Source organism: Neobacillus novalis NBRC 102450 (assembly GCF_001591805.1).
Taxonomy (GTDB): Bacteria; Bacillota; Bacilli; order Bacillales; family Cytobacillaceae; genus Neobacillus; species Neobacillus novalis.
In genome coordinates this window covers 57,424-78,013 of record NZ_BCVP01000021.1, presented here as the reverse complement: position 1 = coordinate 78,013, position 20,590 = coordinate 57,424, and the positions used below count along the sequence as shown (strand labels likewise).

At 39.2% G+C, this 20,590-nt stretch carries 21 protein-coding genes; 8 read left to right on the top strand and 13 right to left on the bottom strand.

The window, feature by feature from the left end:
• The first annotated feature begins 45 nt into the window (after positions 1 to 45).
• The 3 genes from BANVL01_RS16150 to guaC all read left to right on the top strand — a co-directional run bounded on the left by BANVL01_RS16150 (position 46) and on the right by guaC (position 3,199).
• Entirely contained in the window at positions 46 to 858 is an 813-nt protein-coding gene (locus BANVL01_RS16150) for a S1C family serine protease (RefSeq protein ID WP_066088326.1), read from the top strand.
• A gap of 220 nt (positions 859 to 1,078) precedes the next feature.
• Positions 1,079 to 2,062, top strand: a complete 984-nt coding sequence (locus BANVL01_RS16145; protein ID WP_066088329.1) for a ring-cleaving dioxygenase — start codon at positions 1,079 to 1,081, stop codon at positions 2,060 to 2,062.
• A gap of 153 nt (positions 2,063 to 2,215) precedes the next feature.
• Entirely contained in the window at positions 2,216 to 3,199 is a 984-nt protein-coding gene (gene guaC, locus BANVL01_RS16140) for a GMP reductase (RefSeq protein ID WP_066088334.1), read from the top strand.
• A gap of 118 nt (positions 3,200 to 3,317) precedes the next feature.
• Here guaC and BANVL01_RS16135 read toward each other — a convergent pair whose 3' ends face one another.
• The gene (locus tag BANVL01_RS16135; protein WP_007083691.1) at positions 3,318 to 3,518 is read right to left on the bottom strand and encodes a cold-shock protein; all 201 of its coding nucleotides are present in this window, start codon (positions 3,516 to 3,518) and stop codon (positions 3,318 to 3,320) included.
• 238 nt (positions 3,519 to 3,756) lie between these two features.
• On the opposite strand from BANVL01_RS16135, the gene BANVL01_RS16130 reads away from it, so the two are divergent.
• Entirely contained in the window at positions 3,757 to 4,206 is a 450-nt protein-coding gene (locus tag BANVL01_RS16130) for a S1 domain-containing RNA-binding protein (protein WP_066088337.1), read from the top strand.
• A gap of 84 nt (positions 4,207 to 4,290) precedes the next feature.
• On the opposite strand, the gene BANVL01_RS16125 is transcribed toward BANVL01_RS16130, so the two are convergent.
• The 4 genes from BANVL01_RS16125 to BANVL01_RS16110 form a co-directional block, all read right to left on the bottom strand.
• Positions 4,291 to 5,655: an Nramp family divalent metal transporter gene (locus BANVL01_RS16125; protein ID WP_066088340.1), complete on the bottom strand. Its 1,365-nt coding sequence runs from the start codon at positions 5,653 to 5,655 to the stop codon at positions 4,291 to 4,293.
• 224 nt (positions 5,656 to 5,879) lie between these two features.
• Positions 5,880 to 6,935 (bottom strand): ABC transporter substrate-binding protein, encoded by a 1,056-nt coding sequence (locus BANVL01_RS16120; protein ID WP_218010671.1) that lies wholly within the window; start codon positions 6,933 to 6,935, stop codon positions 5,880 to 5,882.
• Between the two features lie 81 nt (positions 6,936 to 7,016).
• On the bottom strand, positions 7,017 to 7,868 hold the full coding sequence (locus BANVL01_RS16115; protein WP_218010670.1) for an ABC transporter permease: 852 nt from the start codon (positions 7,866 to 7,868) through the stop codon (positions 7,017 to 7,019).
• Positions 7,846 to 8,637: an ABC transporter ATP-binding protein gene (locus BANVL01_RS16110; RefSeq protein ID WP_066088344.1), complete on the bottom strand. Its 792-nt coding sequence runs from the start codon at positions 8,635 to 8,637 to the stop codon at positions 7,846 to 7,848. Before BANVL01_RS16110 ends, BANVL01_RS16115 begins: the two co-directional genes overlap by 23 nt.
• 209 nt (positions 8,638 to 8,846) lie before the next feature.
• Here BANVL01_RS16110 and BANVL01_RS16105 point away from each other — a divergent pair, with 209 nt between their 5' ends.
• Together BANVL01_RS16105 and BANVL01_RS16100 are read left to right on the top strand one after the other, a co-directional pair.
• Positions 8,847 to 10,442 carry an ATP-binding protein gene (locus BANVL01_RS16105; protein ID WP_066147971.1) on the top strand — a complete coding sequence of 532 codons (1,596 nt, stop codon included), beginning with the start codon at positions 8,847 to 8,849 and terminating at the stop codon, positions 10,440 to 10,442.
• Positions 10,439 to 11,125 carry a response regulator gene (locus BANVL01_RS16100; RefSeq protein ID WP_066088348.1) on the top strand — a complete coding sequence of 229 codons (687 nt, stop codon included), beginning with the start codon at positions 10,439 to 10,441 and terminating at the stop codon, positions 11,123 to 11,125. The genes BANVL01_RS16105 and BANVL01_RS16100 overlap by 4 nt, the downstream gene beginning before the upstream one ends.
• Positions 11,126 to 11,166: 41 nt before the next feature.
• On the opposite strand, the gene BANVL01_RS16095 is transcribed toward BANVL01_RS16100, so the two are convergent.
• Together BANVL01_RS16095 and BANVL01_RS16090 are read right to left on the bottom strand one after the other, a co-directional pair.
• Complete coding sequence (locus BANVL01_RS16095; protein ID WP_066088351.1) at positions 11,167 to 11,856, bottom strand: LytA/YqiH family protein; 690 nt, start codon at positions 11,854 to 11,856, stop codon at positions 11,167 to 11,169.
• 118 nt (positions 11,857 to 11,974) lie between these two features.
• Positions 11,975 to 12,769 carry an HAD family hydrolase gene (locus BANVL01_RS16090; RefSeq protein ID WP_066088354.1) on the bottom strand — a complete coding sequence of 265 codons (795 nt, stop codon included), beginning with the start codon at positions 12,767 to 12,769 and terminating at the stop codon, positions 11,975 to 11,977.
• Between the two features lie 203 nt (positions 12,770 to 12,972).
• On the opposite strand from BANVL01_RS16090, the gene BANVL01_RS26825 reads away from it, so the two are divergent.
• Together BANVL01_RS26825 and BANVL01_RS16085 are read left to right on the top strand one after the other, a co-directional pair.
• The gene (locus tag BANVL01_RS26825; RefSeq protein ID WP_082805019.1) at positions 12,973 to 13,080 is read left to right on the top strand and encodes a YjcZ family sporulation protein; all 108 of its coding nucleotides are present in this window, start codon (positions 12,973 to 12,975) and stop codon (positions 13,078 to 13,080) included.
• Positions 13,081 to 13,111: 31 nt separating this feature from the next.
• Positions 13,112 to 13,264, top strand: a complete 153-nt coding sequence (locus tag BANVL01_RS16085; RefSeq protein WP_066088357.1) for a YjcZ family sporulation protein — start codon at positions 13,112 to 13,114, stop codon at positions 13,262 to 13,264.
• Between the two features lie 56 nt (positions 13,265 to 13,320).
• On the opposite strand, the gene BANVL01_RS16080 is transcribed toward BANVL01_RS16085, so the two are convergent.
• The 6 genes from BANVL01_RS16080 to BANVL01_RS16055 form a co-directional block, all read right to left on the bottom strand.
• A complete protein-coding gene (locus BANVL01_RS16080) occupies positions 13,321 to 13,701 on the bottom strand; it encodes a RidA family protein (RefSeq protein ID WP_066088360.1) in 381 nt (126 codons plus the stop codon).
• Positions 13,702 to 13,783: 82 nt separating this feature from the next.
• A complete protein-coding gene (locus BANVL01_RS16075; protein WP_066088363.1) occupies positions 13,784 to 15,436 on the bottom strand; it encodes a M4 family metallopeptidase in 1,653 nt (550 codons plus the stop codon).
• Positions 15,437 to 15,752: 316 nt separating this feature from the next.
• Positions 15,753 to 16,388 (bottom strand): nucleotidyltransferase family protein, encoded by a 636-nt coding sequence (locus BANVL01_RS16070; protein WP_082805018.1) that lies wholly within the window; start codon positions 16,386 to 16,388, stop codon positions 15,753 to 15,755.
• Positions 16,385 to 17,509: an XdhC family protein gene (locus BANVL01_RS16065; protein ID WP_066088367.1), complete on the bottom strand. Its 1,125-nt coding sequence runs from the start codon at positions 17,507 to 17,509 to the stop codon at positions 16,385 to 16,387. The genes BANVL01_RS16070 and BANVL01_RS16065 overlap by 4 nt, the downstream gene beginning before the upstream one ends.
• A 134-nt stretch (positions 17,510 to 17,643) precedes the next feature.
• Entirely contained in the window at positions 17,644 to 18,843 is a 1,200-nt protein-coding gene (locus tag BANVL01_RS16060) for a glucose-1-phosphate adenylyltransferase (RefSeq protein WP_066088370.1), read from the bottom strand.
• 295 nt (positions 18,844 to 19,138) lie between these two features.
• Complete coding sequence (locus BANVL01_RS16055; protein ID WP_066088375.1) at positions 19,139 to 20,371, bottom strand: DUF438 domain-containing protein; 1,233 nt, start codon at positions 20,369 to 20,371, stop codon at positions 19,139 to 19,141.
• Between the last annotated feature and the right edge of the window lie 219 nt (positions 20,372 to 20,590).

Genomic DNA, 20,590 nt, shown 5'->3' with positions numbered 1-20,590 from the left:
AATTGTTATAATAGGAATATACAACCATCTAAAGAGGAGTAATCAATGGAGAAGGAAAATAAAGAGTATAAACAAGAACAGACGGATGAAGAAATGGATTGGGAAGATTTTTTTGCAGGAGAAGAGCCCCAGAAATGGGAAAAAGAAAAAGCACAAAGAAAAAAGCGGAAAATAGTTATCGGTAAAATAGTTAGTTCACTGCTCGTGATTGCCCTGTTAATAAGCGGATTAGGGATGTGGTTTGATGTCTTCAATCTCCCCGCTTTCCGTTTTATTGAGGTGTCAAACAGACTTTCAAAAAAACCGGAAGTGAGCGAATACAAGAAATCTGTCGTGACCATTGAATGGAATGGAGTAAAAGGAACAGGCTTTAATGTCGCTTCCGAAGGATTAATCGTAACAAATGCACACGTTGTCGAAAACACAAATAGGGTGAATGTCCATTTAAATACAGGAGAATCCTATGTGGGAAAGGTCATCACGAAGCATCCGGAACTTGATCTTGCTATTGTTGATATAGAGGCCAATAACCTGCCAGTTCTGCCGCTTGCTGTTGAAAAAGAGTGGGAGCAGCGGGTAGGCGAGAAAATTACCTTTATTGGGAACCCGTTAGCCTTTACCCAAATAGCAAATGAAGGCACGATTGTCGGTAAAGTCATGTTAAAAGACATCGAAGCTCCGGTTATGATGATAAATGCGCCCATCTATAAAGGAAATAGTGGAAGTCCAGTTATAAATCAACATGGAGAAGTAATTGGTGTAATCTTCGCCACAATACAGGATCCTGCTGTTGAAACAAAAGAAATTATTGGGGCTGCAATACCTTCTTTTTACATACAAACCATCCTCGAAGAATAGGGACGCGCACCTTGTCCCTAACCTATCCATTGACAGCAAAAATAAAGCGTGATATTATTTATCTTGAATTTGAGATATTTTAATTAAAGACAGTTACCATGCCATTTTTCATTATGTAACTGTTTGAGTCCTCTATGGATGCCTTTTTTCCTGAGTAGGAAAACAGCTTAAATGGAAACATATTGATACACACAAATTGAGAATTATTGGAGGAGATAAAATGAACGGATTAAAAGGAATTCACCATGTTACAGCGATTACCAGCAGCGCAGAAAAGAATTATCAATTTTTCACGTATGTTTTAGGGATGCGTTTAGTAAAGAAAACGGTCAATCAAGATGACATTCAGACCTATCATTTATTTTTTGCCGATGATGCTGGGAGCCCTGGCACCGATATGACTTTCTTTGATTTCCCTGGCATTCCAAAAGGAATCCATGGGACCAACGAGATTTCAAAAACTTCTTTCCGTGTTCCAAGTGATGCTGCCATCGAATATTGGCTAAAACGCTTTGACCGTTTAGAAATTAAGCATACAGGCATCAAAGAACTTTTTGGTAAAAAGACGCTGTCTTTTGTCGATTTTGATGACCAGCAATACCAATTGATTTCAGATGAAAACAATCAAGGGGTTGTGAGCGGTACGCCATGGCAAAATGGACCGATTCCAATAGAATTTGCAATAACTGGATTAGGACCCATCTTTGTTCGCGTGGCAAACTTTGATTACTTTAAAGAAATGATGGAAAAAGTTCTATTATTTAAAGAAATTGGAAAAGAAGGTTCTTTTCATTTATTTGAAGTGGGTGAAGGCGGTAATGGAGCCCAAGTGGTTGTCGAATATAATACGGTTCTTCCTCCTTCCCAACAAGGTTTTGGTACCGTTCACCATGCAGCCTTCCGTGTTGAAGACCGTACTGTTTTGGAAGAATGGATTAAACGGATTGAAGGCTTCGGATTTGGTACCTCTGGATTTATTGACCGTTTCTTCTTCGGATCATTATATGTAAGAGTTGCCCCGCAAATCTTATTTGAATTTGCGACAGACGGCCCCGGATTTATGGGAGATGAACCGTATGAAACACTTGGAGAAAAATTATCCCTCCCTCCATTCTTAGAACCAAAACGAAATCAAATCGAAAAAATGGTTCGCCCGATTGATACCGTAAGAAGTACAAAAGAAATAGTGAAAGAATACAATTAAGCTATTTAAAAAATAAAAAAGCCCATTGGGCTTTTTTATTTTGGCTCCTCCCCTTTTTTCTCTTTGACATCCTGTAGAAAATAATGTACATTACCAATGTACGAACGTTTTTATTATAATTAACTTAAATATTCGTGTTTAGGGGTGCGATTAATGGAAAATGTATTTGATTACGAAGATATTCAGTTGATTCCAGCAAAATGTATAGTAAATAGCCGATCCGAGTGTGATACAACTGTCACTTTAGGCGGCCATAAATTTAAATTACCTGTTGTGCCTGCAAATATGCAGACAATCATCGACGAAAAGATATCGGTTTTCTTAGCGGAAAATGGCTACTTCTATGTGATGCATCGTTTTGAACCAGAAAAGCGCCTGGCTTTTATTAAAGATATGAAATCCCGCGGATTAATCGCCTCTATTAGCGTTGGCGTTAAAGAGGAAGAATATCCATTTATTCAACAATTAGCAGAAGAACAGCTCACGCCTGAATTCATTACCATTGATATTGCACATGGTCATTCCAACGCTGTGATTGAGATGATTAAGCATATTAAGAAACATTTACCGCAAAGCTTTGTTATTGCTGGAAATGTCGGAACTCCAGAAGCTGTAAGAGAATTAGAACATGCAGGTGCAGATGCAACAAAAGTAGGCATTGGACCGGGGAAGGTATGTATCACCAAGATTAAAACTGGCTTCGGAACGGGCGGCTGGCAATTGGCGGCACTGCGCTGGTGTGCCAAGGCGGCAAGTAAGCCTGTTATTGCTGACGGTGGGATTCGGACCCATGGTGATATCGCAAAATCCGTCAGATTTGGTGCCACAATGGTCATGATTGGATCCTTATTTGCTGGACATGAAGAGTCACCAGGAGAAACAGTTGAGAAAGATGGTAAGCTTTATAAAGAATACTTTGGTTCCGCTTCGGAATTTCAAAAAGGTGAAAAGAAAAATGTTGAAGGCAAAAAAATGTTTGTCGAGTACAGGGGTTCTTTAACCGATACTTTGATTGAAATGGAACAAGATTTGCAGTCCTCTATTTCATATGCGGGAGGAAACAAATTAGAATCCATCCGTAATGTCGATTATGTCGTCGTTAAGAATTCCATCTTTAACGGGGATAAGATCTATTAATGGGAATGAATGTTAGCTCCGATGAGCGGTACTTTGGTACCTGCTCATCTTTTTTTATACATGGAAGACAAATCAAAAAAAGACTCTGCAAGAGAGTCTTTTTATCTATTGGTTATTATTATGCTTTACGAACGTTAGTAGCTTGGGGTCCACGTTGACCTTGTTCTACTTCAAATGTAACTGCTTGACCTTCGTCTAGAGATTTGAAACCTTCGCTTTGGATAGCTGAGAAGTGTACGAATACATCGTCTCCTGCTTCGCGTTCGATGAATCCGAATCCTTTTTCTGCATTAAACCATTTTACTTTACCTTGTTCCATTGTTGTTTCCTCCTCGTGTGCTTGGCACACATTGTGTTACTATCCTTGCTTAGTTCTTCAAGACAGAAAGTTTATAACTTAATAATCCTACCGACAAACAAAAATAATTCTCCCTTACTATAACAGAGATTAAATAGTAATGCAAATTAAGTTTAATGTAAAAATGAGGAATTGATTTTTTAAAAAAATTTGATATAATTTAAAGTTGTTAACTTTATTGAGGGGGAACAATAATAATATGTCAGTTGAAGTCGGCAGTAAAGTACAAGGAAAAGTAACAGGAATCACTAATTTTGGAGCGTTCGTTGAATTACCGGGAGGCTCCACAGGTCTTGTCCATATCAGTGAGGTTGCAGATAGCTACGTAAAAGATGTTAATGACCATCTTAAGGTTGGCGATCTGATTGAGGTAAAGGTGATTAGTGAGAAGGACGGAAAAACTGCCTTATCGATAAAAAAAGCAATAGATCGACCTGAGGGACAACCCTCATCTTATTCACAACGCCCACCGCGGCAAGGAAGAGCTGATAGCCGTTCAAAAGACTTCCGTTCAAAAGGAAGTTTCAAACCGAAGGAAAATTTCGAGGATAAGATGGCTAAATTTTTAAAGTCAAGTGAAGAGAATTTATCTAGCCTCAAACGCAACACGGAAACAAAAAGAGGCGGCAGAGGCGGAAGACGCGGTTAACCCGTTCAGGAAGTTGGAGCTTCGACTCTTTCATTCCTAATAAAGACAAAGAAAAAAAGACCCTAAGCGGTCTTTTTTTCGTTTCTATCCTATTTCTTGACCCGTAACGACAATATAACCAATTAAAAATATATTCAATGCCACAATCACCACGGTACATATCCATGCTAATATTTTTACTGGTAATTTATTGGCGAATTCACCCATTTTCTTTTTATCACTTGTAAATAAGACTAAAGGGACAACGGCAAATGGGAGCGCCAAGCTTAAAACCACTTGACTCCACAACAGTAGTTCACCAGTTCCTTTAGATCCTGCCACCCATGTCACAATGAAGGCAGGAACGACTGCTAATAACCGGGTAATCAAGCGGCGAAGCCATGGTGATATACGTAAATGAATAAATCCTTCCATGACGATTTGACCACTTATCGTTCCAGTAATCGTCGCATTTTGCCCAGAAGCAAGTAAGGCAACCGCAAATAACGTACTCGCTATCCCTACACCTAATGTTGGACTTAATAATGCATAGGCTGCTTCAATTTCTGATACATCTAAATTTGTTCCATAAAAAGCTGCTGCTCCAAGAATTAAGATAGCTGAATTGATGAAAAAAGCACCTGTTAAAGAAAATGTGGAATCAATTAATGAAAATTTAATTGCCTCTCGTTTTCCTTCAATTGTTCTTTTGTATTGTCTTGATTGAACAATGGAAGAATGCAAATATAAATTATGCGGCATGACCGTTGCTCCTAAAATCCCAAGAGAGATAAAGAGCATGCTGGGATTTGTGACAATTTCCATTTTCGGAACAAATCCCCCAAATAATGCCGAAATTTCTGGTTTAGAGGCAATCACCTCAAAGGCAAATACCACAAAAATAGTTACCATTAACACGATGACAATCGATTCAATTATGCGAAAGCTTTTCTTTTGTAAGTACAGCAGGAGCAATACATCCAAGGTAGTGATCGCAATCCCTAATAATAAAGGAATACCGAACAATAAATTTAAGGCAATTGCTGAACCGATGACCTCTGCTAAGTCGGTTGCGATTATCGCAAGTTCCGTTAGTATCCAAAGGAAAAAGCCCGTTTTCCTTCCCGTTGCATCTCTTGTTGCCTGTGCCAAGTCCCTTCCTGTTACAATACCAAGTTTTGCTGACAACGCCTGCAAGAGCATGGCAACTAAATTAGAAAGGAGAATGACAATCAATAGCGTGTAACCAAAACGGGCACCACCTGCAATCGAAGTCGCCCAGTTTCCTGGGTCAACGTAGCCAACCGCTACTAAGGACCCTGGCCCGGCAAACGCCAATAGCTTACGCCAAAATCCGCCTTTATTTGGAACACTCACTGTGTTATTAACTTCTTCTAAACTTGTATTAGAGCTTTGTTTTAACCACCCCTGCTCTTCCGACACAGGTTTTGTTTGTGTTTGAGTACTCATTAATCATCCCCCCTTAAAAATTGCATTAACCTAAATCAGTTTCCTTAGTGCAACTTTTTGAGCAATGAAGTTTGCTCATTTATATATATGCAAGTATAGTATCATGGTTTCTTGTACTTGTAAATATTTTTTGCCTACACGCAACTTTTTGTTTTAAATGAAACATTAAATGCAAAAAGTGTCAGGCACCCTCCAAGTTTTTGGACGATGCCTGACACTTTTTCTTATTTCACTTTATCAACGAATTTATTTGTGTAGGTTTTGCTTAAATCGATATTGGCATCCTTTAGCTTTGGATTAAACGTTGTTAAAATTTCGTACACTTTATCCGGTCCATCTGAAGGCATTTTTCCATCTGGAGAGAACATCGACAAACTGGATTCTAACGCCTTCAAATATAAATTCTTGTCCCCTGCATAATACTCCTTTGGCAGTTGATCAGCAATTTCTTCGGCGCTATGTGAGTTGATATATTTCAACGTTTTTACAAATGCGTTCGCTAACCGCTGGGCTACTTCTGGATTCTCTTTTACATAATCGCTGCTCATGTACAAACTAGATGCTGGATAGGTACCACCCAAAGTTTCCTTTGTTCCATCCAGACTTTCTAAATCCTTGAATGAAGTAGCAAGACCTTTTGCTTCTAGCAAGGCAATTGTTGGCTGAGATGTAACAGCTAGTTGAATCGTCCCCTGCTCCATTGCCGCAATCAATGGGCTCCCCGATCCTACTGGTACTGGAACGTAGTCTTGTGGACTATTTCCTCCCTTTGTCACCAAATAACTGGCTAAAAAGTTTGTTGATGCCCCTAGACCCGTAACTCCAATATTTTTTCCTTTTAGGTCGGCTAACGTTTTAATTTTATCCTTTGCCTTATTCGATACCATTAATCTTTGACCAGGAACCAGTCCAAATTGGACGACGGTCTGAATATATTTCCCTTGTGATTGAATATCGATGGTGTGATCATAATAGCCTACCACACCTTGAACCTCACCTGCGATTAAGGCCTGCTCTGAATTGACTCCAGAGGCTGTACTCGATAGCTCCACGTCAAGTCCTTCTTCTTTAAAATAACCTAAATTCTCCGTTAATTTAGCTGGGCTGTAAATGATTTTTTCCATGCCCCCCACCATTATTTTCACTTTTGGAAGCTTTTCAGAAGAAGCATCGGTATTTTTAGATCCGGCTGTTTTATCAGTATTACTGCAGCCAGCCAAAAATAGACTAAGGAGAAGGACAATACAAGTGCCTAATAGTGTAAATTTTTTCATTAACATTTAACAATCCCCCATTTAATTAAAAGTAGTTTTCATGTTTTATCTACGGAACTACAAACTTCATAGCTTTAGGAATTTTCCTTATTGGCGGACAAAGCGCCAAGCAACAAACCGTTTCTCTAGTTTGCCGACTCCCCATGTCGCGAGTAAGGAAGTAATCGATAAAATTACCATTCCAGCGAAAACACCGGTAGTATTAAAGGCACCTTGAGCTTGAGCAATAAGAAATCCCAACCCTTTAGTCGAACCGATAAATTCTCCTACAACTACACCCACAAGGGCGAAGCCAAAACTAGCATGGAGACTTGATAATATCCATGTCAATGCGGAAGGAATAATAACATGTTTGGCCAACTGCTTTTTGTTTGCCCCCAGTAAACGAGCATTATTTAGCAAGTTGCGATCGACTTCTCGTACTCCTTGAAAGGCATTGAAAAAGACAATAAAAAATGTAAGTGTTACGCCTAGTGCTATTTTCGAAGGCATTCCTAAACCAAACCAAATGATAAAGATCGGTGCCAAAACAACCCTTGGCAAAGCATTTAGCATTTGAATATAAGGTCCAAAGATGACAGCAAGAATATCATTGCTTCCTAACATATATCCTGCAAGTACCCCTAAAACGACGCCAATTATAAAGGAAAGAATTGTCTCCTCAAAAGTTACAATGAAATGAATATATAGAGGTCCTTGGCTTGTTCCTTCGAAAATCCATTCCTTAATCTGATTTATAATCGCTCCCGGACTGGAAAAAAAGAAGGGATCAATGTAACGATTTGAGGCTAATAATTCCCAAGAACCGAAAATAATCACAGCGACTGCAATTTGCAAGCTTAGGTTTCGTATCTTGATTTTTGCCGCTTTCATTTGTAGTTCTTTTTTGCGAAGCAAAACTTCATCTTGTTTATTGTCAAGCATTGTTTGCGTGTGCATAACTAATGAACACCTCATCTCGTAGATCGTTCCAAATTTGCTCATGCAGTTTCATAAACTGTGGGTCAAACCGAATTTCAGATACATTACGCGGCCTCTCTAGATCGATTTTATAATCCCCTTTTATCGTTGCTGCCGGGCCGGCTGTCAACACAATTACTCGATCGCTTAGCGCAATCGCTTCTTCCAAATCGTGGGTGATGAAGATGACAGATGCTGAGGTTTCTTCCCAGATTGAAAGCAGTTCATTTTCCATTAGCGCCCTCGTATGAACATCTAGAGCGGAGAAGGACTCGTCCATCAGGAGGATCTCAGGCTGCGTGATTAAGCACTGCGCCAAGGCAACCCTTTTCCTCATTCCTCCTGATAGCTGGTGAGGATAATGTCCTTCGAAACCTTTTAGACCGACTTTCTCAATCCATTTCCTTGCCTCGCTATAGGCTTCTTCTTTTTTGACACCGTCTAATCTTAAACCGAGAGAAACATTGTCAATAACCGTTTTCCATGGAAAGGCATTCTCCGTTTGGAAAACGCATGCAGCATGTTTGTTGATTCCTTGCAGTTGTGTTCCTTGAATTTGAACCTTTCCTTTTGAAGGTTGTTCAAAACCAGCAATTAAATTTAATGTCGTTGATTTCCCACATCCAGTTGGTCCAACAATGGAACAAAACTCGCCTTTCCCTACTATGAGATTAATATTGTTTAAGACGGTGTGAATCTCGCCAGAAGGCTTGATAAATTCCTTGCTGGCCCCGATTAATTCAATCATTTTCTACCCTTACCCCCTTTTTGATAGAGCTTAACAAAAATATTATAAGAATTTTCAGAAACTTGATATATTATGGCTAAAAGTTTAATAAAATCGATTTTTACCATTTTGGCGATATTGGCAACGAAAAATACTTTTTGCTTTTAAGGATTATTGTTAAACTGTTTGTATATTCTTTTTTTTCTAATAATTAATCCAAGGGGAATGGAATGCAGCTTATAAAAAAAATGAAGTTAAGAAGTAAAATCAATTGGCTTGTTTCTTTTAATATTCTTTTCGTCCTTATCCTAGTTATTTCAGCCTTTTCCTATATGTTTGTATCTAATGAATTTTCAGAAACCGGCAAACGTGCCCTTACTGTAGCGAAAACAGTAGCCGGTCTGCCGCAAATTATTACGGCATTTGATGAACAAAACCCATCAGCTGAAATTCAACCGATTGTTGAGACTATCCGTTTGAAAACCGGAGCAGAATTTATTGTTGTCGGGAATATGGATACCCTTCGCTATAGCCATCCGAATCCAGAAAGAATAGGAGAATATATGGTGGGCGAGGACAACGACATTGTCCTAAAAGGCGGGGAAAGTATCACAAAAGCCAAGGGTACGCTCGGATACTCGATACGGGGAAAAGCACCTATTTATAACCAAAATCATCAGCAAATAGGGATTGTCTCCGTCGGTTTTCTTGATAAAAATATTTGGCATCAATTACACTTATTTTTAGTAAAGTTTATCGGCATTGGTCTAATTACCCTTCTTTTCGGTTTGACAGGCGCCTATTTCTTATCAGGCCATGTCAAAAAACAAATTTTTAATTTAGAACCCTATGAAATTGCCTTTGAAATGGAAAAGCAATCTTCCATTTTCGAGGCCATTCGCGAAGGAGTCATCGCCGTCAATAGTGATGGGAAAATCGTTACGTGCAATCGTGAAGCAAAAAAAATGCTTGGTATGGACGATAAGGAACTAATCGGGATACAACTTTCAGCAATTTTACCGATGAGCAGTTTGCCTGATGTTCTCCAAAAAGGCATTCCCCTAAACGATCAGCCGATGATTGTCGGCAATACGCTAGTCGTTTCTAATTGGGTACCGGTCATTATGTCGGACAAAGTAATTGGAGCGGTCAGCACTTTTAGGGACAAGCTCCAACTAGAAAAAATCGACCGGCATTTGGACGATATTGGGAAATACGTTGATACATTACGGAGTCAAAGACATGAATACATGAATAAATTACATTTAATTTCAGGACTGATCCAGATGTCTGAATACGATTTGGCTGAATCGGTTATTAAACAAGAAAATGAAGACTATCAACATACAATCCAGTATTATTTGACGAAGGTCCGCGACCCAGCGATTGCTGGAATCTTAGTTGGTAAAGCACATCGAGCACAGGAGCTTGGAATTCAATTAAATATAAATAACGAATCCTTTGTGTCTGAGAACTGCCCATTTAGAGAGATTGTCATTACAATATTAGGAAACCTTGTCGAAAACGCGTTCGAAGCGATACAGATATCCGGTTTTCAGCATGTACATCCTTTTGTTTCCATTTTTATTAAAGAAGAAATAAATAAACTAGAAATACATGTTAAGGATAACGGACCAGGAATAGATTCAGCGGTCAAAGAATCGCTTTTTAAAGATGGAATTACTACGAAAGGTAAAGGACGAGGATATGGTTTAGCGTTTATTAGTCGCTTACTATCTAATATTAATGGATTCATTACCTGCGAGAGTAGTTTAGAAGGAACAAACATGATTGTAACTTTGCCTGTAGGGGAGGAATTGAAATGAGTGGAGTACAGCAACGTGTGTTAGTCATTGATGACGATTTCATGATTGCCAATCTTCATGGCAAATATATTAATCAACAGGAAGGATATACGCTTATCGGGGTTGCCAAAAACTTTGAAGAAACCATGTCCCTTACAAGCGAGCTCAGCCCCGATTTACTCTTGCTTGATGTCTATTTGCCAGATTGTTCAGGTCTTGAAGTATTACGGGACATTCGCTCAAGGAACCTTCCTTGCGATGTCATTTTGATTACAGCCGCTACTGAAATCAATATTATTGAAGAGGCATTTAGATTAGGCATATTTGATTATTTAATCAAACCATTTAGACTAGATTTATTGAAAGAGACGCTAAAGAAATACAGTCAGTATAAATTTCACCTACTTTCCAGCAGCCAGCTAGATCAAAACTTTGTGGAGGGTCTGAAAAAATATCGAGCCCCAAAGCCTCATGCTGAGGAACAGATGCCCAAGGGTCTTGACCTACGTACTTTAGAAAGGGTGAAACAATCCTTAATACATGATCAGCATCTGCGCAGTGCAGCCCAAATTGCCCAAATAGCAGGAGTTAGCCGCTCAACTGCTCGCGCTTATTTGGATTACCTAATCGAACAGGAAATGGCTGAGGAATTCCTGCAATATGGAACAGTCGGCAGACCACAAAGACTTTTCCGTCTGAAATAGCAGTGTCAGGCACAATCTATTGGACGGTGCCTGACACTATTCTATTTAGGTTCTACCTCAAACTTCTCAATCACTTTTTGCTCATGTTCATTTTCTTTATAAACAAATGAAACATGCGCGCCTTCTTTAAGTGATTTATATTGTTGCTGCGCTTCTTCCGTTAACTGGAATGCTGTTTTTATTCCATCGATATCAATCTCAACTGTATGGTTATCTATTAGGCCGACTAGTTTACCTGATCCTTTGGAAAAAGAATTTTTAACGATTAAGTCCGTAACTGCTTTTGCTTCCTCTTCCTTAGCTGTTAAGAATACTTCTATTTTATAGTGCCCATTGGTAAAATCGGAAATGGTAAACTCTTTCGATATTTCTTGATTATTTTCTAACAGTATCTCCTTCATGACTTGCGTGGACATCACATCATCGGAATATTGTTTGACTTTTTTCCCTGCTTGATCATATACAATGAAATCTGCCTCTAACCCGCTAGAAAATGTTAGCTTTTGTACTTTTCCCGATATATTTTTAACCTTGTACTTGACGATAATGGTATGTTTATCTTCTTTTGTTTCAATGTTGGAAAGGAAATTAGCAGCAATTTCATTCTCTCTAGGGTTTTCTGTTTTGATTCCTTCAGAGCTCCCATTTGTTTTAGCACCCGTTCCGCAACCAGTTAATAGCCCAATTACTAAAGCTGAACTCATGATCAAAATCATTTTTTTATGTGACATAATTAATCCCCCTTTATCAACATTAGGTTTCATTTTTATAGTCGTGGAAAAGGAGGATAAAGTTACACTATAAAATCTCGGTGCTAATTCAAAAAAATAAATCGCTGGTCAATCTTGCTTAACACTCCACCTTTAATTCCTCTAATAGGCTACACAGCTCTTCCAAATGCTGAATTTCATAAGCGGGTATTACTTCATTTCGCTCTTTCTGATCGCGGTTAATCCAAACTGAATTGATTCCGGCACGATTAGCACCGAGAATATCTGTCAATAAATTGTCCCCGACCATGATCACCTCATTTTTCTCCAGGTTCATCAGTGACAATGCATATTCGAAAATAGCCGGATCTGGCTTCCCTTTGCCAAAATCACCCGAAATGACAATTTGGTCAAAGTAAGGGATAAGCTCAGGTGACAGGCCTAGTTTCGTTTTTTGCAAGTCCGGTGATCCATTAGTTAACAGGAGAAGTTGATAATTTAATTTTAGTGAGTCCAGCGTTTTGATAGTTTCCTCATACACAAACGGCTGGTTTCTGCGTTCATTCGGGAACCGTTCTGCTAATTCGCATCCCAATTCAAGATCATCCACACCGATCGCCTTTAGTCCCGTAGTCCAGGCTTGTTTTCGATAGCCGGGAACAATTTCTTTCATTTTTTTAAATTCATCGTGATCATCTAAGAAATTACCCCACAATCCTTCAAACGGATTGATCCCAATCATTTGCGTAAAAGCGTAAGTTTCATAGGAAGAATATAGGTTTCTAGCAGCTTCGCGAACTGTTTCTTCGAGTTGAACAGCGTCTGCCCCACACCGTTCTTCGGCAAATTTGCAGGTCGCCGCAAACGCTTCCTTGACACTTTTTTGATCCCAAAGGAGTGTATCATCTAAATCGAAAAAAATGGCTTTTATCATTATGTACACCTCTTTAATCATGTTTATTAAATAGTTTACCATTTTTTGATACGGTTTTAATTTATTTACTTAAAAACAAGGCATTTCCTGAAATCGATGATCAATGATTTGGTCTAATGTCTTCAATTTCTAGGTTTGTGCCCTTCCCATTTTTAATTTTTCACATATTTTATAAATAAATAATGGCAAGGGAGGTTTGTGGAATGTCTGATGGTGCAGGTGGAGGTTTTGCTTTGGTTGTAGTCTTGTTTATCCTGCTAATAATTGTAGGTGCTTCCTTTATGGGCGGAGGCTATGGCGGTTACTATTAATAAAATAAATTCATAAAAGGAGAGAGATACTATGTACGGTGGATATGGTGGATTTGGTGGTTGTGGTGGTTGTGGCGGTTATGGCTACGGCGGTGGTGTTGGTTTCGGCGGCGCCGGTACATTTGTCTTAATCGTTGTCTTGTTTATCCTTTTGATCATCGTTGGAGCATCTTGCTTCTATTGATTTCTTTTTTTTAAAAACAGGGAATTTCCGCTACTTGGAAGTTCCCTGTTTTTCACTTATGGTCTTTTTGCAATCATTTCAATTTCAACTTCTGCGCCAAGCGGCAAAGCTAAAACAGCCACACATGTCCTCGCAGGATAGGGTTTGGAAAAATACGCTTGATAAACCTCATTCATGGCAGAAAAATGATTCATATCAGTTAAATAAACATTTACCTTTACAACATCATCCGGTGTCAGATTTGCTGCCGCTAACACTTCGAATAAATTGATAAAGCACTGCTTTGTTTGGTCCCCTATGCCCCCTGTCACTAGTTCTCCCGCGGATGAGTCCAATGGTGTTTGACCTGATAAATATACCAATTTCCCCGCATCGACAGCATGAGAGTATGGTCCCACTGACACTGCACCTTCTGCATTATAAGCCTTTCTCACCATTATAATCCCCCATTTTTAAAAGTATTGATAATAATAGGATAATAGCACAATTATTCAAGGCTCTTCAATCAAGCAAGCTTAATTATTCCAAAATTCCTACTTTATTAAATCCGTTTGCAGCAGCCGCAGCTTCTGAACTGCCTGCTCCATAAAGGTCAACAGCTGATTGAATAATGGCTTTCCGAGCCGCGCTAAAATCAGATGTTGGCGTTAAATAAACAGACAATGCACGGTAGTAGATTTTCCCTAATTTTTCTCGTCCAATTTCTTGTGCTGTGGTATAGGCAGCATGATTGATGATGGAAGAATTAATATGAACACCGCCATTATCTAAATTTCGTGGAAGGTCATAGAACTCATTCATGTGGGCAGGATATTTACCTTTTCCATTCCCATATGGAACATACGCTGCACCTACTGGGTATTTACTTGGGTCACTTAAGCTCCGCAAAGATTCACGGCCATCTGCTTTCGCGCCAGGGCCCATAATATCCTCACCAATTTCCCAATTGGCATCATCAATTAAAGCACCGAAGATGTCAGAAAACGCTTCATTAAGTGCTCCAGGCTGAAACCGATATTGTAAATTTGCTGTATTTGTCGTAACACCATGGGTCATTTCATGGGCTGCGACATCAAGTCCGGCGGAAAGAGAGATCATGTATGAACCATCCCCGTCGCCATAGGTCATTTGCTGGCCATCCCAAAAAGCGTTGTTATAGTTTGTTCCATAGTGAACATAAGAATTGATTGCCATGCCCTTATCATCCAGTGAGTTTCGGCCGTGTTCATCAAGGTAGTAGTGATATACTTTTTCTGAATTATAATGAGCATCAACGGCAGCCCTGTCGTAATCCTTCTTAAAGGAAGCACTATTACTAGTAAATAAAGAACCTGTCGGAGCATCATAGGTAAAAATTCCGCCTAAGTTTTTATGTCCATAATCTGCTAATTGAAAGACGGTACCCGTATTCGGATTTTTACTTTGAGAAATATGTAGGAGTCTATGCGCCCCAAGTACACCTGTACCCGTACCGGTTTGTGTTTTGATTTCATCTGCGTCCATTAAAGCATTGTATTTGTCAATCACTTTACCTGATTGGGCATCGACAAAAACAAACCAGTTGCCAGGCTCTTCTCCATGAAAATTAACATTAACTTTATAGGCTAAACTACTTTCTCCCTCAAATGGATAGACGACAAGTTCTGTTGTCGGATCGTATTGTAATTGAGCTGGAGCATCTACAGATGATTTTGCCGACGCCAAGGCCACTACACTATTTACTTCAGGTTTAGTATTGAAGTTTTGTTCGTCTACATCGACGTTAACAGTACCATTGACAGCAACTATCTCATTCTTTTCGTTGTAGTGGACGAGTACTTCCGCACCTTCTACCGGTATTCCATTTTTCGTTTGGTTAAAACGGACATGCGTCATTCCAAGTTCATCTTTATTCGTTTTTTTAACTTTTAAATCCGCTTTTGGATTCCTGATTTTTACCTTACTCTTTTTTTCTTCTAAATAGTTTAAGGCATCACTAGCAGTACTAGAGTTCCGTTTATCTAGCTGTTTCTCGCGAACAAAAATGGGAACATTCATCTTTTCATTCCACTTATTTGTTAGAGAAATTGTTGCGGTTTCCTCAGGTTGTTTCGCTAGAACATTACTAAATGGAATGCTCCCAGCAAGAAGCGCAGTAGATAAAACAACTGGTGCAATTAGTTTCTTCTTCAAATTATTTCCTCCTTTAGATTTATTCTCACTTAGTATATTTTTTATTATTCACAATTGCATGATTAGTTCGAATTATCTTACCGACGATACTTACTAGGACTGAATTTCTATGAAATGGTCTCTCCCTATGAGGAATGAAGGATAGCAAGAGCAATATTTATTTGTTTCGATTCTCGAAATAATAAAATCGAACTAATTAATGTCGAAAATTGGCGGAGGACGATACAAGGAGAGAGATAGGACAAATGGCCAAATTTCTCTAGTATTTAACTAGGTCAAATCTACCAAAATAAAAAACTAGCTACTTTTGAAGAAGCTAGTTTTTTGCATTTCCTGTCTTTCGTGTATAAATGGACAGAGCTTTCTGATAATCCTGTGGCGTATCAATATCAAAAATAACACCAATATCATTTGTATCTATGAATTCACGATTTTTCAATTGTCTAATTTGCGGTTTTGCCCCAATATCTCCGTGGAGATCGCTCCAGTTTAACCCCTGAAAATTGCCGATAAACACGGGATGTCCCTTTTGAAACTCGTACCGCGGCTGGATGGCAAACGGCTCACCGATACGATTTAGAAGAATAGCTCCGGCTTCAAAAACTTGTTTAATTGTCTTCAACTGGATTAGCGGCAAGTCGACTGGCATCAACAACACAGCATCATGTTTTTCCGTGGCATACTCCAATCCAAATTTCAAGGAGGAACTTAATCCCTCCTGATAAGTCTGGCAATTGAGCAAACTAACCCTTGAATCCACAATCGAAACCTGATTAATAATTGTATCTGCCTTGTGGCCAAGGACCACGATAATTTCTGAAAATGGAAGCATTGTCAGCTGATTGATTTGATATTCAAGTAAGGGTTGTTCCTGCCATTGAAGCAATGGTTTGGGAAAGTTCATCCTCGATGAATTTCCTGCCGCTACTATCATCGCACACGTCTTTTTCATCTATGCCCGTTTATGGGGATTCGAGATTTTTGGTGAATAAAAGATTGCTCCTTTAAAAATCCCCCTTGATGACGATTACGAAAAGCGATGATTTCCGCCATAATACTTAAGCCAATCTCTTCCGATGTATCAGCACCAATATCAAGGCCAATCGGGCTAAATAATTTTTTCATCTCCTCCTTTGAAAAAACAATTCCTTGGTTTTGCAAATGAGCGATCATTTTTTCGCGTCTCGATCTTGGTCCTAACACCCCAACATAGAGGGCAGCTGATTGTAATGCAAAGGTTAAGGCATTTGTATCCCTTTCAAACTGATGGTTCATGATCACAATATAGCTGCGAGAATCAAAGACCGATAGATTTTCGTATTGCTCCGTTCCTGCTATCAAAATTTCAGCAAAAGGAAAACGCTCTTTTGTGTTAAAGGCCGGTCTAGGGTCAATCACGGTTGTTTGAAAACCAAGCATGGCACCTAAATTAGCAAGCGGAATGGCATCATCACCTGCCCCAAATATCACAAGCTGTGGCGCTGGAAAATGAACATCAAAGAAAACGAAAACCTCTTCTCCATTTTTCGCTTTCAAACAGATACTTTCGGAGGCGGATGCTTGTTGACTTAATTTCTGGTGAGCAATCGACACTGCCTTTTTTTGTAAAATCTCATCCGTCCAATCCCCGAAGACATCTGAGTTGGTTACGAGGAGCAATGGACTGCAAGTTTCTTTCGTTTGAAGAACTTTACAGACTACCATTTCCTCAGCGTTCACATAGGCATCAGCTAAATGTTTCCATTCAGCAGAAAAACTAACCGGCTCAATTAGTATTTCAACCGTACCGGGGCAGCCTAAGCCGAGCCCCCAGACTAACTCTTCATTTAACTCATATTTTTTTATCATTGGTATTCCTGTTTCCTCAACTTGCACTGCTATTGCCGAGACATCTGACTCTAGGCACCCTCCGGAAACCATCCCATGGTAATCCCCATCCGCTCCGACAATCATTTTTGCCCCTTCCCGTTTATAGGCCGATCCCTGGACAGAAACAACAGAAGCCAAAACTCCCTTTTGGTTGGTTTTTATCATGGTTGATAATCGTTCGGTTATATTTTGTTTTGATTGCATTTTCTACCACTTCCTCGTCGTTATGGTCCTTTTCTTAAAAACTCTATTCAAACAGCCTCAAAATCATTCATTTATACTACGAAAAACTGCCAGGTACCTTCCACTCCTGGATGGTACCTGGCACTTTCTTTGCTTCAATAAGATATTACAGTTTTCAATTTATTTACCGGTAGATTATCTTCTTCGATCATTATGTCAACGGTTTCCCGATTTCCGACGACCATTATATGCTCAGCAGGATTCCTCGAGACAATGATCACTCCTTGTTTTATTAATGATTGGCTTCCGATTACGGCATTTTCAATCCACACGTTCTCTTCCACAATCGTATCAGGCAAGATGACGGCGTTTTTAATCCGAGCCCCCTTACCTACCTTAACTCCTTTAAACAAAACAGATTGTTCAATTGTGCCGGATATTTGGCAGCCTTCACTTACTAAACTATGATGCACCTTTGCCTTTTCATCTAAATACAACGGCGGCTCATTATTTTCCACGGTATGAATTCTCCATTCCGTGTTTTGCAGGAAAATATTTTTCTGCTTATCTAATAGGTCCAGATTCGCTTCCCAAAAACTATGGACAGTGCCGACATCCTTCCAATAACGATTAAAATAGTAGGCATACAGCCCCAATCCATCGTGCAGCATAGCTGGAATAATATCCATGCCAAAATCTCGATGAGTAAATTCTTTCTGTTCCTCCTGAATTAAGTACTCTTTTAAAACCGGCCATTTAAAAATATAAATGCCCATGGAAGCCAAATTCGATGTCGGTTTTACCGGTTTTTCAACAAAATCCTTAATTTTATAGGTGGTCTCGTCTATTTCTAAGATGCCAAATCGATGGGCATCTTCCCATGGGACTTCGACAACCGCAATCGTACAATCCGAGTTTGTTTCAATATGTTGCTTAAGCATCAACGAATAATCCATTTTATAGATTTGATCTGCAGAAAGAATCAGAACATAATCAGGACTATGCTGCTCGATAAAGTCAATATTTTGAAACACCGCATGTGAAGTGCCTTCATACCATCCGACACCTTCGTTATCCCGTTGATAGGGCGGAAGGATTGTTAAACTGCCGTACCGATTGTAAAAGTTCCAATAGCTGATATGGCCAAGATGGGCATGCAATGCCTGCGGCCGATATTGTGTTAAAATCCCAACGGTCTCGACTCCAGAATTTTTACAGTTGCTTAAAGCAAAATCAATGATCCGGTATTTCCCGCCAAACGGCACGGCTGGTTTCACAATCGTGTTTGTCAGCTGGTTTAATCTTGTCCCCTTTCCACCAGCCAACAGCATGGCGACCCATTTTCGATTTTTCATGTGTCATCCTCCTTTAAATAAAAATTTTCTTCTTTTCCATTGCGTAGGTTTTTTGCATTTATTTATACTTTTATTATCTCCTGTTTTTACCATTATTTTTTTTCAGTTGTTACACCTTTGTGAAAATGGCCCGTTTTTTTATCGACAGAAATTAGCGCTCAACCGCATGAAAAAGCTAATATTGTCAGATTTTCGCAAAAAAGGTGTCAAAAGAAGGTGTCACAAAAGAAGGTGTCAGGCACCATCTTCCGTTTTCTGGAAAATGGTGCCTGACACCAATATAATTACACCTCTATTATTTTGATGTTAAAATTCGTTTTTCCCCGTCTATTGCTAGGATTGGGTTAATATTTTGTGTGAATTCCAGGGTGCCGATGTAGTTTCCGTTTTCATCGCGAACGGCAAAATAGCGAATGTAAACATATTTATCTTTGAATTTAATCCAGAAATCCTCGCAATCCTTCTTCCCTGCTTTAAAGTCTGCTAGTAGTTCCTCAACAACATGGACGCTTCTTGGCGGATGGCAGTTTTGGACCGTCCGTCCAATAACCGCTTTTGTCCGGGCAAAGATTCTTTCTTTTCCGTGAGAGAAATAGCGGACAACATCGTCTTGGTCAATGAATGTAATGTCTACTGGCAGATGGTTCAACAGCAGCTCCAGTTGTTTTAACGAAAGAATCCCAGTTTCCATCTTGATATATCCTTCCGAGATTGCTTTCTCATCCAAAGCCCTTCTATCAGGCTTCCAATCTTCTGCTGGACAGATTAAACAAAAGCCAATTTCATCACTTTCATGGGCAATTTTCACCCATTCATCTTCTGTGAAGTTCTTTAAGGCCATTGGAAAGAGAATATTTTCCTCTTTATAGATCATCCCGTCTACTTCTTCGATCACATAGTTAACAGTTTCAATGACAGCCAGCTTATCTCCAAGATAGTTGGTTAATTTTTGTTTCGCATCTTTGATGGCATCGCGAATGAAGTCATCGATTCTCCACATATTGGTAGTTGGGCCGTAAATTCCGTACTTTTCTAAGTATGGAAAAATCAAATTTTCCTTACGGCTGTAGTGCTTATCAATATCTAATAACAGATTAAGATCATCGAGGATTTTATAGACATGATCTGCTGAATCTTCTTTTTCGAACTGCAATAAGTGGATTTGAAGCTTCGTTTTAAGTAGTTTTTCAATTTCTTGGTTTTCCAGCTTAAATGTGTGAACCGGATGACCTGGCTGTTCTTCTGGCCAGCCTGGCTGATGGTTTTCTCCCGCTATGGAACCTCTAAAAAGTTCGCTGTGCAGAGAATATAGGCGCTGCAGTTCCGTAGCAGATATACCGTCAACAAAATCGTGCTGGAGCTGTGAAATTTCATCAACAGTTATTTTTCCGATAAACGCATCAAAATGAGCTTTAACCTCATCCACATTTCGGCCGTTATGAAGATCGGTAAAGAGTTGTTTTAACATTTCTAGTCGTTCCGTATTTTTAATGATCTGGTGTTCACGATTATTTATGAATTCACTCATTGTGATTCTCCTTCGCTGGGAATATGTAACAATATAAACTAGTGATAATATTTCTCATTCATAAAATAACACTCATTCCTGCTCGTGTTTGTGATGTAAATCATTCATATCGTGTAGAAATTAGGCTAATTTGTGACACCCAGTAAATGGAAGATTGAAAGGAGAATGATTTGCTGGTTTTCATATTTTCTTTCGTCTTGGCATAATGTTTTATGATGG

Coding starts and splice junctions, on each gene's coding strand:
- BANVL01_RS16150 (WP_066088326.1), top strand. CDS start 46: ATGGAGAAGGAAAATAAAGAGTATAAACAAGAACAGACGGATGAAGAA.
- BANVL01_RS16145 (WP_066088329.1), top strand. CDS start 1,079: ATGAACGGATTAAAAGGAATTCACCATGTTACAGCGATTACCAGCAGC.
- guaC (WP_066088334.1), top strand. CDS start 2,216: ATGGAAAATGTATTTGATTACGAAGATATTCAGTTGATTCCAGCAAAA.
- BANVL01_RS16135 (WP_007083691.1), bottom strand. CDS start 3,518: ATGGAACAAGGTAAAGTAAAATGGTTTAATGCAGAAAAAGGATTCGGA.
- BANVL01_RS16130 (WP_066088337.1), top strand. CDS start 3,757: ATGTCAGTTGAAGTCGGCAGTAAAGTACAAGGAAAAGTAACAGGAATC.
- BANVL01_RS16125 (WP_066088340.1), bottom strand. CDS start 5,655: ATGAGTACTCAAACACAAACAAAACCTGTGTCGGAAGAGCAGGGGTGG.
- BANVL01_RS16120 (WP_218010671.1), bottom strand. CDS start 6,935: ATGTTAATGAAAAAATTTACACTATTAGGCACTTGTATTGTCCTTCTC.
- BANVL01_RS16115 (WP_218010670.1), bottom strand. CDS start 7,868: ATGCACACGCAAACAATGCTTGACAATAAACAAGATGAAGTTTTGCTT.
- BANVL01_RS16110 (WP_066088344.1), bottom strand. CDS start 8,637: ATGATTGAATTAATCGGGGCCAGCAAGGAATTTATCAAGCCTTCTGGC.
- BANVL01_RS16105 (WP_066147971.1), top strand. CDS start 8,847: ATGCAGCTTATAAAAAAAATGAAGTTAAGAAGTAAAATCAATTGGCTT.
- BANVL01_RS16100 (WP_066088348.1), top strand. CDS start 10,439: ATGAGTGGAGTACAGCAACGTGTGTTAGTCATTGATGACGATTTCATG.
- BANVL01_RS16095 (WP_066088351.1), bottom strand. CDS start 11,856: ATGTCACATAAAAAAATGATTTTGATCATGAGTTCAGCTTTAGTAATT.
- BANVL01_RS16090 (WP_066088354.1), bottom strand. CDS start 12,769: ATGATAAAAGCCATTTTTTTCGATTTAGATGATACACTCCTTTGGGAT.
- BANVL01_RS26825 (WP_082805019.1), top strand. CDS start 12,973: ATGTCTGATGGTGCAGGTGGAGGTTTTGCTTTGGTTGTAGTCTTGTTT.
- BANVL01_RS16085 (WP_066088357.1), top strand. CDS start 13,112: ATGTACGGTGGATATGGTGGATTTGGTGGTTGTGGTGGTTGTGGCGGT.
- BANVL01_RS16080 (WP_066088360.1), bottom strand. CDS start 13,701: ATGGTGAGAAAGGCTTATAATGCAGAAGGTGCAGTGTCAGTGGGACCA.
- BANVL01_RS16070 (WP_082805018.1), bottom strand. CDS start 16,388: ATGAAAAAGACGTGTGCGATGATAGTAGCGGCAGGAAATTCATCGAGG.
- BANVL01_RS16065 (WP_066088367.1), bottom strand. CDS start 17,509: ATGCAATCAAAACAAAATATAACCGAACGATTATCAACCATGATAAAA.
- BANVL01_RS16060 (WP_066088370.1), bottom strand. CDS start 18,843: ATGAAAAATCGAAAATGGGTCGCCATGCTGTTGGCTGGTGGAAAGGGG.
- BANVL01_RS16055 (WP_066088375.1), bottom strand. CDS start 20,371: ATGAGTGAATTCATAAATAATCGTGAACACCAGATCATTAAAAATACG.